The following is a 12403-nucleotide window of genomic DNA, read 5'->3' as shown; positions in this document are numbered from 1 at the left end:
TAGCAGAAGACTCATCATCTGTACACTCGATAGTTACATCAGCAGGTGCTGTGATAGTAGGTGGTGTTGTATCTTCAACAGTAATGGTTTGCGTCGCAGAAGCTGTATTCCCACAATCATCTGTTACGGTAAAAGTTCTTAAAACTACTAGTGGGCAATTATTAGAACTTGTAGTAATATCTATATATGTTATACTTTGAATTGAAGCATCATCAGAAGCAATATATTCAGAGTTGGTTGCAAAAGAAGACTGAATATCACCAGATTGAGACTCTGAATAATTAAATATTAAATTAACGTCATCAGAGGTAATATCTAACGTTGAGCACCCCTCTATTATAAAAGCATTAGGAACTGAAATCGTTGGATCTTCAGTATCGTCAGTATCGATATTTACATTTAATGTAAAAGTACAATTGTTTGCATCTGTGACTAATACAGTATAAGAATCGTCTGATAGGTTTTCAAAAAACCCACTTGATTGAGTATTTACACCATTATTAACACTATAAGTATATGGAGCAGTGCCACCAGATCCTTCAATAACAAAACTTCCCGTACTGCTACCAGAACAATCCACATTCTCAATACTACTAACGCTGGCATTTAATGGATCAGTAGGCTCAGTTATAATAATCTCGTCAGTTATTTCACAATTGTTGGCATCTGTAATAGTGACAATATATGTCCCTGCTATGAGATTATTAAGATCTTCATCTGTAGAATTATTGTTCCATAAAACTGTATAAGGTCCTGTACCACCAGATATGGTTAAATCTATAGTACCTGTATTATCACCATTACATAAAATTTGAGTAGCAGATATTGAAGACTCTAAATCTTCTGTTGGCTGATTTAAAGTAAATGTTTCATTAATAGAACAACCAGTAGTATCTGTTATTGTCACCGTATAATCGCCAGCATATAAACTGTCGATATCCTCTGAAGTGGCTGAATTACTCCATGAAATAGTATATGGAGGATATCCACCTGAAACAGTGATATCTATAGCACCTGTATTTTCACCTTTACACAAAATATCAGTTGTTGTACCAATTAATTCAAGTGGTGTTAATAAGACAGGGTTGCTGCTATATGCAGTGGTACAACCGATTAATTTATTTCTAACTAATAGGTTATAAGTACCTTGATTAAGGTCATTAAATATTGGAGAATCTTGATAAACTCCATCATTTAATGAATACTCGAACTCAGACCCTAAAGGACTATCTACTGTAACAATAAAATCATCGTACGAAGATCCACAACTGATTGTAAAAGCAGGGTCAGGTGGTAAATCAATAAAAGTCATAGTTACATTACCAGTATCACAAACACTGCTATTGGGAGCAGGTAAACAGACTTCATATGAGAAGTTAACATCTCCTATATATCCTGTTGAAGGAATGTATTCATAAGTTCCATTTGAATTTAAAGTAAATGATTGACCTGCCGGTGTTGGTCCACTCACTAGGGTGTAAGTCGAATTATCCGGTACATTTGTATCATTAGACAAATCACCATTAAAAGTTTCATTTAAACATCTTGTTGATTCCTGATCTTCTGCATATTTCTGTAAAATAAAAAATTTGCCATCACCATGATCTCGAGTAGCAGCAATAAATTCAATTTTTGTAATCTTTGATCCTGTTGGGGCAATATCATTTAAATAGAAGAGCGCAATCCCAACAGTTTGTCCATTTTCATTACAACGACCAGAGTGCCAATAATCTGAACCTGGCAATGGTGGAGCATAAGTACAGCCAGTATAATTACCAACATTTCTTACAAAAGTTGCTCCGAGTTTTTCTTCAGGTCCACCACCTGCAGGAGTTCCCCAAACTTCTAGATAAAAGCAATTATTTGCTCCTCTTTCTGTAACTGCTAATACAGCATCAGCATTAGAAGGTATGGATGGACTATAAAAAATTGTTTGTTTCTGTGCGTCGGTATTTAGTGCAGCAATTGAGTCTGAACAGATATTACGCCCATTAGGATTTGCCGTAAAATAATGATTTAAGTTTTTATCTTGAAATGCAGCTGTAGCATCTGTAATCCAATTTGCCCCACTACTATTACCAGGAAGATTAGGGCCATTAAGCTTTATTCTATTTGATGCAGGCCCATCTGGACCTAGCCGTGTCATTTCATAACTTGTAGGCACAACAAATGTGTTGTACTCTAATCCGCTAATAGTAATTGACTTAATAGTAGCCGAACTATTTAAATTTGCTCCTTGAGTATCTTCCCACTGAAACGATACATCTGTCTGTATAGAAGATGCCTGCGAGTTTGCTTGCGCTAAAAGCAGATTTGGTATAATAAGTACAAGAGCTATTATTATAGCTTTAGTTATATTTACCATAGAAACATAATTGTATTTATTTCTCATATTATACATAATAACTATAATGTCTACGATGTTGTTAAAGCACTAATATTTTAAACTACAATTTTTGTAGTAAAACCTATTGAAGATTTAACAGCATTGTTATTTGTTTTTTTGCTAAAAAGAGGGAAGTACAATTAACGTAAATGTAATATAGAATGGATTAATATATTTTAGATTTGGGGTCATTTACATTAATTTTACACGAAACAAAAGAACTTATAACTTAAATCATAAACAAACATTCGAGTTAAAGCGGCAATTTAATCGTTAAAACGGAAATAAGCAACATTTTGTCGAAAAAATTTGCATTTAATCGATATTTTATGAAAAAAATCATCTTAGTAAGACACGGAAAATCCTCATGGGAACATAACGTAAGTGACGAAGAAAGACCTTTAAAATCAAGAGGTAAGTCTGATGCTAAACGCGTTGCAACCCATTATATTCTCAATAATAGCGTGCCAGAAAGAATTTTCTCGAGTTCGGCCAAAAGAGCCCTAGAAACTTGTAAAATATTTATAAATCGGTTTAAATTATCAGAAAATTCTGAAATCATAGTGAGTGATTTATATGATTTTGGAGGTGAGAATGTGATATCATTTATTAAAAAATTACCAGATAATATTAATGAAATTATGATATTTGGTCATAATCACGCATTTACATCAATAACCAATTTATATGGAGATAGCTCTATTTTAAATTTACCAACGGCTGGTTTGGTAAAGCTTAAATTTGAAATTGATAAATGGGAAGAACTTAAACAAGGAACTACTGAACTTATAATTATTCCAAAGGAATTAAAAGAATGACAAAAGACAAAAACGTTTATATAAATAGAGAATTAAGTTGGTTGCAATTTAATGCAAGAGTATTACAAGAAGCCGCTGATGAGAACGTACCTTTGATAGAGCGTTTACGATTCCTAGGAATATTTTCTAATAATCTAGATGAGTTTTTTAAAGTACGCTATGCAACAGTTAAACGCATTGACGAAGCTGGTAAAGGAGCTAAGAGTGAATTAGGTGGTATTAAAGCAAGTGAACTTTTAGAAGAAATTACAAAAATTGTAATTGAGCAACAAAGTGAAAGTCTCGAAATTTTACAATCAATTACAACTCAACTAGAAGAAGAAAATATTCATATTATTACAGAGACTGCTATTGATAGTGAACAGGAAGTTTTTTTGAAAAACTACTTTTACCAAGAAATCAGTCCTGCATTGGTCGTTATTATACTTAATGAAGATATTGACCTTCCAGAACTTAAAGATAGTGCAGCTTATTTAACAGTTAAAATGTCTAACTCTGATGTTGATCAATATGCGCTTATTGAGATATCTAAAGCAATGGATCGTTTTGTTGTTTTACCTAGCAGAAATAATACGAACTATATTATAATGTTAGACGATGTTCTGCGCTACTGCTTAAATGATATATTTAATATTTTTAATTACGACACCATATCTGCTCATATGATTAAAATAACCAGAGATGGTGAGCTAGATTTTGATAGTGACTTAAGTAAAAGTTTTATTGATAAGTTATCAGAAAGTGTAAAGGATAGACAAAGTGGCGATCCTGTGCGCTTTGTATATGATAAAAATATTGATAAAAAAACACTTAGTTTTCTTCTAGAGCGCATGGAAATAGAGTCTACAGACAGTATAATACCAGGCGGGCGTTATCATAATAGAAGAGATTATATGGATTTTCCTAGTCTTGGAAGAACTGATTTGCTTTATTCTAAAATAAAACCCCTACCAGTTAAAGGACTTAGTTTTGAGGAAAGTATTTTTAAAACTATCGCAAATAAGGACTTTTTGGTTTATACACCTTATCATACCTTTTCTTATATCGTAAAATTTTTAAGAGAAGCGGCATTAGATCCAAAGGTTAAAACAATAAAAATTACAATTTATAGACTTGCACAAATATCTCACGTAGCTAGTTCTCTTATAAATGCTGCTAAAAATGGTAAAAAAGTTACTGTATCTATAGAGCTTAGAGCGCGATTTGATGAGGAGGCAAACATTAATTATGCAGAGCAAATGCAAGATGCAGGTGTAAAAATGCTTTTTGGTGTTCCTGGATTAAAAGTGCATTGTAAGATGTGTGTAATTGAGAGAGAGGAGAAAGATAAATTAGTGCGCTATGGTTTTATAAGTACAGGAAATTTTAATGAGTCTACGGCAAAAATTTATACTGATTTTACATTATTAACAGCCAATTCAAAAATATTAAAAGACGTAAATAAGGTTTTTAACTTTTTTGAGGTGAATTATAAGGTGAATAGATATAAGCACATAATTACGTCACCACATTATACAAAATCAAAATTATTTGCACTCATTGACAACGAAATAACTAATGCTAAAAGCGGTAAAAATGCATTCATTAAATTGAAAATGAATAGCATAAGTAGTTATAAAATGATTGACAAACTATATGAAGCTAGTAGAGCAGGTGTTAAAGTGCAAATGATAGTAAGAGGCCTTTGTTGTCTGGTTCCTGGAGTTAAAGGCATGAGCGAAAATATTGAAATTATTAGTATTATAGACAAATTCTTAGAGCATACAAGGTTATACATATTTTCTAACAATGATGATCCAAAAATTTATATTTCATCAGCAGATTGGATGACCAGGAATATTGATAATAGAGTAGAAGTTAGTTGCCCAGTATATGATGAAGATATAAAGCAAGAGTTACAACAATTATATGATATCTGTTGGAATGATAATGTGAAAGCGCGCATTATTAATAAAGACCAGGATAATAAATATGTTAATAATGATAAGAAAATGATAAGAGCGCAATACGATACTTATAAATATTATATAAACAAACTAGAAGGATAGTATGCTGAAGATTCAGAAATATGCAGCAATAGATATAGGATCTAATGCTGTAAGATTATTAATATCTAATATTATTGAGCAAGATGATGAGCCTGTAATATTTAAAAAAAATTCGTTAGTACGTGTGCCGATTAGATTGGGTTCTGATGTATTCCTAAATGGAGAAATATCAGAATATAATCAGAATAGAATGGTTGATACAATGACTGCATTTAGTTTAATAATGAAATCTCATGGTATAGTCCGTTACAAAGCGTGTGCAACATCGGCTATGCGAGAAGCAAAAAACAGTGCTCCACTTGTTGATATGATTTCAAAAAAATGTAATATTAAAATTGATATTATTGATGGTGAAGAAGAAGCGGCAATAATTGCAGAGACAGATTTGCATAGATTTATTGACCCTAATAAAACATATTTGTATGTAGATGTGGGAGGTGGTAGTACTGAATTTTCTATTATTAACAATGGAGTAAAAATTAAATCAAAATCTTTTAAAATAGGTACGGTAAGACTCTTAAATGATATCGTAAAAAATGAAACATGGCGAGAATTAGAGCAATGGGTTAAAGAAAATACAAAAGAATATTATAAAATAGAGCTCATCGGTTCTGGTGGTAATATCAATAAGATTTTTAAGATTTCTGGTAAAGATGCTGGCAAGCCATTGACCTATTTTTATTTAACTAGTTACTATAAAATGCTTCAGAACTATTCTTACGAAGAGCGTATTACTAAATTAAACCTTAACCAAGATAGAGCTGATGTAATTATACCAGCAACTCGTATATATTTATCTGCAATGAAGTGGAGTGGGGCGAAAGATATCTATGTTCCAAAAATTGGTTTATCCGACGGTATTATAAAAAGTATTTACCACGAAACTGTATCGAGTATTTTAGTCTAATTTTAGCAATTTTGTACTTTTTATATATCTTTGACTAATAATTAGTTTAAAGAAATGCTAATACCTCAAATTGAATATTATGAAAAAACAATTACTAATACTGCTTTTTATAAGCGCTGCATCATTCAGTTTCTCACAAGACATACAATATGGAGTTAGAGGAGCTTTAAATGTCTCTAATTTAGATTTTGAACCAGCACCAAATTTTGTCAATCAACACCGTAATGGTTTCGCTTTTGCTGGTTTTGTTGATTTTAATTTATCTGAAAATATAACCTTAACTACTGAACTTCAGTGGTCCGCCGAAGGTGGTAAAGATGAGGATATAAGAGCTGATTATTTACAATTGCCTATCCTATTAAAGCTATCTGTTACAGACCGTTTATCTTTTGGCGCAGGTCCGCAAATTGCATTAAAGACTTGGGAAAATGAAGACTTATTTAATACGCTAGCATTTTCTGGTGTTATAGGAGCAGAATATATGATTACAAGCGAGTTGTTTGTAGATGCTCGCTTTTCTTATGGCTTGTCAAATATACTAAATGAAGATATCACATCTTTTGAGGCGAAAAACCATGTAATGCAGTTTGGTTTTGGAATAAAGATTTAGAAAAAGGAAAATATATATTAAAAAAAGCCTCAACATCAGTTGAGGCTTTTTTTATCCATGAATTGATTCTTTATTGCTTAATCCTTTCATAATTTCTGCTTCAAACTCGAGTAATTGTTGCCATTTTTTATCAACTTCATTTCGATCACCATATTTTCTTGCAAAATTTAAAAACATCGTATAGTGGCCAGCTTCACTAATCATCAATTTTCTATAAAATTTAGCTAGTTTTTTATCTTCTAATTCTTCCGAAAGTAGTCTAAAACGTTCACAACTTCTGGCTTCTATTAAGGCTGCATATAAGAGGCGATGAACCAATTGAGTGGTTCTACTTCCTCCTTTTGGAAAAAACTGTATTAGAGCTATTACATAATCATCCTTACGATCTCTGCCAAGTATCCAACCTTTTTCTAAGATAAGATCATAAACCATTTTAAAGTGACTCATTTCTTCATTCACCAACTCTATCATTTCTTCAACCAGTTCTGTGTATTCAGGAAAGCTTATAATTAATGAAATTGCTGTACTAGCCGCTTTTTGTTCGCAATAGGCGTGATCTATTAATATATCTTTAATATTTTTTTCGACAATATTAACCCATCTTGGGTCTGTCGGAAGTTTAAGACCTAACATTTTAATTTATTTTAGTTGTAATAAAACTACTATTCCCGTATTTATCAATTTTTAAAGTATACCAATCGATAATGTCTTTCTCAGGTATAGCATAACCTAAATCTATTAATACGTAGTCTTCAGAAATATAATCTTTTAATTGAATTGATTTTAAAATAGCTAGTTTTTCAAAATTCTTGTTTAAAGAGTTTTTAATACCTTTAGAATTATTTCCTAATAATGTGTTTATTTTTGATTTATCAAAAGATTCATTAAAGATAGAATGGCCTTCTTTCTCAATTAAAATATCGAATTTGTATTGCCTATAGTGATTTTGATAATTTATAGTATCTATTATTTTGGTTATCAGTACAGTATTTTCCATATCAGAATAGGTTTTTATTCTTATCCGATATCCATTACTTAACAAAGTATCTACTTCGTGTTCCGTATATGTTTCAGGTTGGTAAACATCCTTTTGAATAGTAATATTTTTCTTAAATTCTGCTATATCCTCATTTAAAGCTTGTCTTTGGGTTTTCCTCCCTTCACAGCTTGTAAAACCTATAATTAATATAAAAAGTAATACTATTAATCTCATTTCAGTTAAATGTCTAATCCAAATGTTCTTTTAAGCAATTCTATATTTGGGTTTTTCTCTTTTAGTTTTTCGTACTTTTCTAGAGGAGTAAATGCATATTTTTTAGCGATTTCTTCATTAACAGTAATATCTAACTTTAAGTCGTAATTAAGAAGTTTTTTCTTCAAAAAAGCCATTAGAGGAAACTCAGCGCGTTCTAATTCAATTTTATTAGTATTATTTGAATACGTTAAATAGATAGTTGTACCTTCTAATTTTGGTGCGTCCATCTGTAGAATAGATGCCATAATTTTTTCACCTTTTTTATCCATCTGCTCGGTATAAATTTTCCATGCTTGGTTCAAGGCTTCTTGTGTCACAGGTTCTTTTGGCAAATCGTCTTCATCAATGACAACATCCATTTGACGAATTAAATGTTCTTTTTTCTCTCTAATACTTTTCAGTGATAGTCCGGATGTTGACTTTTTTCCTTTATCTATACTTATTTTAGGTGCAGTAATTGCTGTACTTACAACCGATATGGTTTCTTTAGAAGAAATGTCTTCTGTCTCAGAAACAGAAGTAAACGTTTTTTTTGTTTTAACTTTTTGTTTATTTATAGTAATTGGAGTAATGCCTTTAGCTGTAAAATATGAAGGTGGTATTATGAAGTGCTTATTGTTTTTTTTTTCTCCATCAAAAGTGATAGAGGCAAGTTGCATAAGTGTTAACTCAACGAGTAAGCGTTGGTTCTTACTAGTTTTGTATTTTAAGTCGCAATCATTTGCTAATTGTATACCTTTCATCAAAAAGCTGTTTGATGTTTTCTTGCATTGTTCTATGTATTTTACTTTAGTATCGTCACCGACTTCTAATAACTCTATTGTAGCAGGATTTTTACACACCATTAGGTCTCTAAAATGAGAAGCTAATCCTGCAATGTAATGGTGTCCATCAAAACCTTTAGATAATATAGAATTGAATTGCACAAGCAATTCAGGTATCTTATTTTCTAGTATAAAATCAGTACTTGTGAAATATGTTTCGTAGTCTAATACGTTTAAGTTTTCTGTAACAGCTTGTCGAGTTAAGTTTTTTCCAGAAAAGCTTACTACTCTATCAAAAATAGAAAGAGCATCTCTCATTGCACCATCAGCCTTTTGAGCAATAATATGAAGTGCATCGTCTTCAGCAATTACTTCTTGTTCTTTGGCGATGTATTTTAGGTAGTCTTTGGCGTCTGTAACAGTGATACGCTTAAAATCAAATATTTGACAACGTGATAAAATAGTAGGAATTATTTTATGTTTCTCTGTTGTTGCCAATATAAATATGCAGTGTTTAGGTGGCTCTTCTAATGTCTTTAAAAATGCATTAAAGGCGGCTTGAGACAGCATGTGCACTTCATCAATAATATAAACTTTATACTTACCAACTTGCGGAGGAATCCTTACCTGGTCTGTTAAACTTCTTATATCATCAACAGAATTATTTGATGCAGCATCTAACTCAAATATGTTAAAGGCAAAATCTTCGTCCTCACTCGTATTACCATCACTATTTATCATTTTAGCTAGGATCCTTGCACACGTTGTTTTACCAACTCCGCGAGGGCCTGTAAATAATAAAGCTTGCGCTAAATGGTTATTCTCAATTGCATTTAGTAGTGTATTAGTAATAGCTTGCTGACCTACAACATCCTTAAAGGTTTGTGGTCTGTATTTGCGTGCTGATACTACAAAATGTTCCATTGAAAACTTACTGAATTACAAATTTAAGAATTACCTCTGAATAGCCATTTTTGAAGGCTTAAATTTAATATGAGTTATTAACAATTTCATTACTTTTGCCTTAAGTAATTCGCCTTATCGATTCTAAATTTATTTAGGGTAGGAAAGTCCGAACACCATAGTGCAATCATAATGGTTAACAGCCATCAACCGCGAGGTTAGGAAAAGTGCAACAGAAAGTATGTACAGGTAATGCTGTAGTGAAACCAGGTAAACTCTATGAGGTGCAATGTCATGTATACTAACGTTTGAGCGTACACGCGCGATTGTTAGAGGGTAGGCAGCTAAAGCTTATTGGTAACAGTAAGTGCAGATAAATGATAGGGGCTTTTTTTTTCTAGAAATTATTTCCTGAAAAGAAAATGTACAGAATTCGGCTTATAGATTTACTTAAATAAACGTGCCTTTTGAATTTTCAAGAGGCATTGTTTTTTTATTCAGTTTCTAAATCGAAAAAACTAAACATATTACCTCCATAGCTTTTTGAATAGGAGTAATGTTCTAAATGACTTAAACTAGTATGCTTAGAATGCTCAACAATTAATAAACCATCAGCTTCTAATAATTGATTTTGAAATATTAATTCTGGAATTTTTGAAAAGGTATCTATATCAAAATTATAAGGTGGGTCGGCAAATATTATAGTATGCTTTTGTTTTGATTTTTCAAGAAATTTAAAAACATCACTTTTTATAGTACTTATAGGCATTTCAAAAGCTTCTGATGTCTCGTTAATAAATCTGATACAACCGTAGTTATCATCAACTGAAATAATTTGTTGCGTGCCTCTGGAGGCAAATTCATAACTAATATTACCTGTTCCTGAAAATAAATCTAAAACCGAAATATCATCAAAGTAGTATAGGTTATTTAAAATATTAAACAACGCCTCCTTTGCCATGTCTGTTGTAGGGCGAACGGGTAATTTTTTTGGTGCAGTTATTCTTCTGCCTTTAAATTGACCAGATATTATGCGCATTAAAAAGCGTTAAGAATTAGGTAATAAGAGTGTAAATTATCTTTTTTTATTGTGTCTGTAAAACTATAGTTAATATTTATATCTATAAACTCGATGTGCCTTACATAGGTGTACAATATATTATAAATATCATCTTCTTTACTTATCGATCCGCTGAGTTTAACTTTAGCGGTTTCAGAGTCTAATGCAAGTTGTTCAAAAACAAATAAAACATAATATATAAAGTCTTCCTTGCTATGATATTCAAAAACGTTTGATAATTGCAATTTTTCTTCATTAAAAACTAACAGTTCAAATGTAGCAGTATTAACATTTATGTAAACTACTGGACCTTCCGAGATATCGCTTTTTTGAAGTATAGAATCTATTAATAACGTTGAAGAATGTTTGTAAATAAATTCACCAAAAGTTTCAAAAATGTAGTTGTTAATATTTACGTAGGGTATATAAACATTAATACTATTATTAATGGCTATACTATCGTGCGTAATAAAATCTGTTTTAAGGATTTTAGCATTGAATTTTAAATAATCAACCTTCTGATTTTCATCATAATACTCTTTAGGTACTATGGTAGTTAACTCATTTTGGTGTATTACAGTAACAGCATTAAAGTTATCGGAAAAACTGGTATTACTGCTCAGTTCTTTTTTAAGACGATTAAGGGTTTCAAATGGTGTTAATTTATTTTCAAAGGCTATAGATGTAAGAACTTCGATAGTGTTATTAGACCTATTTAAAATACAAAAAGAAAGTCCATTCAAATTAACTTGAATGGACAACTCTTTAATATTATTTTTTTTCAAAATTATTCTTTAGTTGAAAGATCTTTACCCCAATTTCCACTGGTGTTTACTTCTTCCATAGAACCTATTTTTACTGAAGGACCTTTAACACCAGCAATAGAAAATGCCTGTCTTTCCTTTTCTATTAAGTATGCTTCTTGGTCAAATAAAACTATTGCTTTATCAACGCTTGCTTCAAAAACAGGGATATCATCTAACTTTCCTGCTTGTAATTTAAACTTAGCACCTTCTTTGCCAACTCCTACATCAGCCATAGTTTTATAACGTGTATCACCCTTAAAAATAGAATCTTTAACGGTATAATAACTTAACGTATCAATAAGTGTTAAAGTCATCATAGTTTCAACACCACCAAAAGCTTTAGTTTTAACTTCATCTAAAACTAAAGTATCTCTTCTTTGTGTAATTGGTACTTGACCATTTTCTACAAAATCAATTAGCTTTGTGAAATCTCCTGCATATTCGCCGTTTACATCTTTATAAGCCAACTGAGAATCTCTAATATCTACAAGACGATTGATTACATTTTTGTATCGTTCAACCTTTAATTGATTAAACTTAATTTCTTTATAAACAGACATAAATGTGATATATCCTAAAAATATAATTAACGCCCAAAGTACTATGTTTATAACAGGTTTTAATTTTTTAGGAACAAATTTGTCAATTAACCAAACAATTCCAATGGTTAATAATATAATAAGTACAAGAATAATAATTACTTTCATATATATGTTTATTAATTAGGTCTCTCGCAAATCTACAATTTTTTTTTGTTCGCAAAAACTATACGAAACAAAAATCATTAAAATATAAGAAGCAAATAAGATAAATGATTAGAAAATAGAGAATAATGCTATCTTGCTT

Annotated in this window: 11 protein-coding genes and 1 other RNA gene; 5 read left to right on the top strand and 7 right to left on the bottom strand. The window is 31.1% G+C overall.

All coding sequences use genetic code 11. The features are described from left to right. Positions 1-2392: Ig-like domain-containing protein (locus tag ACFWU4_RS13950; RefSeq protein ID WP_411128924.1), on the bottom strand; the 2392-nt coding region annotated here is incomplete at its 3' end. A 323-nt stretch (positions 2393-2715) separates the two neighbouring features. Here ACFWU4_RS13950 and ACFWU4_RS13945 point away from each other — a divergent pair. The 4 genes from ACFWU4_RS13945 to ACFWU4_RS13930 all read left to right on the top strand — a co-directional run bounded on the left by ACFWU4_RS13945 (position 2716) and on the right by ACFWU4_RS13930 (position 6769). Beyond that, complete coding sequence (locus tag ACFWU4_RS13945) at positions 2716-3204, top strand: SixA phosphatase family protein (RefSeq protein WP_411128922.1); 489 nt, start codon at positions 2716-2718, stop codon at positions 3202-3204. Continuing rightward, positions 3201-5252 (top strand): polyphosphate kinase 1, encoded by a 2052-nt coding sequence (gene ppk1 / locus ACFWU4_RS13940; RefSeq protein ID WP_411128920.1) that lies wholly within the window; start codon positions 3201-3203, stop codon positions 5250-5252. Before ACFWU4_RS13945 ends, ppk1 begins: the two co-directional genes overlap by 4 nt. A 1-nt stretch (position 5253) precedes the next feature. Further along, positions 5254-6159, top strand: a complete 906-nt coding sequence (locus ACFWU4_RS13935) for a Ppx/GppA phosphatase family protein (RefSeq protein WP_411128918.1) — start codon at positions 5254-5256, stop codon at positions 6157-6159. Between the two features lie 79 nt (positions 6160-6238). Further along, the gene (locus tag ACFWU4_RS13930; RefSeq protein WP_411128916.1) at positions 6239-6769 is read left to right on the top strand and encodes a porin family protein; all 531 of its coding nucleotides are present in this window, start codon (positions 6239-6241) and stop codon (positions 6767-6769) included. 51 nt (positions 6770-6820) lie between these two features. On the opposite strand, the gene ACFWU4_RS13925 is transcribed toward ACFWU4_RS13930, so the two are convergent. Genes ACFWU4_RS13925 through dnaX form a run of 3 tightly spaced genes read right to left on the bottom strand, consistent with a single transcriptional unit; the run spans position 6821 to position 9712 of the window. Next, a complete protein-coding gene (locus ACFWU4_RS13925; protein ID WP_411128914.1) occupies positions 6821-7402 on the bottom strand; it encodes a tRNA-(ms[2]io[6]A)-hydroxylase in 582 nt (193 codons plus the stop codon). 1 nt (position 7403) lies between these two features. Next, on the bottom strand, positions 7404-7982 hold the full coding sequence (locus ACFWU4_RS13920) for a hypothetical protein (RefSeq protein ID WP_411128912.1): 579 nt from the start codon (positions 7980-7982) through the stop codon (positions 7404-7406). A gap of 5 nt (positions 7983-7987) precedes the next feature. Next, on the bottom strand, positions 7988-9712 hold the full coding sequence (gene dnaX, locus ACFWU4_RS13915) for a DNA polymerase III subunit gamma/tau (protein ID WP_411128910.1): 1725 nt from the start codon (positions 9710-9712) through the stop codon (positions 7988-7990). Between the two features lie 101 nt (positions 9713-9813). Between dnaX and rnpB the strand changes: the two genes are divergently transcribed. After that, positions 9814-10148, top strand: an RNA gene (rnpB, locus tag ACFWU4_RS13910) — RNase P RNA component class A. A gap of 36 nt (positions 10149-10184) precedes the next feature. Here the strand turns inward: rnpB and ACFWU4_RS13905 are convergent. The 3 genes from ACFWU4_RS13905 to ACFWU4_RS13895 are packed head-to-tail and all read right to left on the bottom strand — an operon-like array spanning position 10185 to position 12264. Beyond that, positions 10185-10730 (bottom strand): RsmD family RNA methyltransferase, encoded by a 546-nt coding sequence (locus tag ACFWU4_RS13905; RefSeq protein ID WP_411128908.1) that lies wholly within the window; start codon positions 10728-10730, stop codon positions 10185-10187. After that, complete coding sequence (locus ACFWU4_RS13900) at positions 10730-11536, bottom strand: DUF3822 family protein (protein ID WP_411128906.1); 807 nt, start codon at positions 11534-11536, stop codon at positions 10730-10732. The genes ACFWU4_RS13905 and ACFWU4_RS13900 overlap by 1 nt, the downstream gene beginning before the upstream one ends. A 2-nt stretch (positions 11537-11538) precedes the next feature. After that, complete coding sequence (locus ACFWU4_RS13895; protein WP_411128904.1) at positions 11539-12264, bottom strand: hypothetical protein; 726 nt, start codon at positions 12262-12264, stop codon at positions 11539-11541. Between the last annotated feature and the right edge of the window lie 139 nt (positions 12265-12403).

It is taken from the genome of Winogradskyella sp. PE311, from assembly GCF_046545555.1.
GTDB lineage: Bacteria > Bacteroidota > Bacteroidia > Flavobacteriales > Flavobacteriaceae > Winogradskyella.
The sequence above is the reverse complement of the archived record's forward strand: the minus strand, read 5'-3'. Positions and strand labels throughout refer to the sequence as shown.

Coding starts and splice junctions, on each gene's coding strand:
- ACFWU4_RS13925 (WP_411128914.1), bottom strand. CDS start 7,402: ATGTTAGGTCTTAAACTTCCGACAGACCCAAGATGGGTTAATATTGTC.
- ppk1 (WP_411128920.1), top strand. CDS start 3,201: ATGACAAAAGACAAAAACGTTTATATAAATAGAGAATTAAGTTGGTTG.
- ACFWU4_RS13935 (WP_411128918.1), top strand. CDS start 5,254: ATGCTGAAGATTCAGAAATATGCAGCAATAGATATAGGATCTAATGCT.
- ACFWU4_RS13930 (WP_411128916.1), top strand. CDS start 6,239: ATGAAAAAACAATTACTAATACTGCTTTTTATAAGCGCTGCATCATTC.
- ACFWU4_RS13895 (WP_411128904.1), bottom strand. CDS start 12,264: ATGAAAGTAATTATTATTCTTGTACTTATTATATTATTAACCATTGGA.
- dnaX (WP_411128910.1), bottom strand. CDS start 9,712: ATGGAACATTTTGTAGTATCAGCACGCAAATACAGACCACAAACCTTT.
- ACFWU4_RS13905 (WP_411128908.1), bottom strand. CDS start 10,730: ATGCGCATAATATCTGGTCAATTTAAAGGCAGAAGAATAACTGCACCA.
- ACFWU4_RS13945 (WP_411128922.1), top strand. CDS start 2,716: ATGAAAAAAATCATCTTAGTAAGACACGGAAAATCCTCATGGGAACAT.
- ACFWU4_RS13920 (WP_411128912.1), bottom strand. CDS start 7,982: ATGAGATTAATAGTATTACTTTTTATATTAATTATAGGTTTTACAAGC.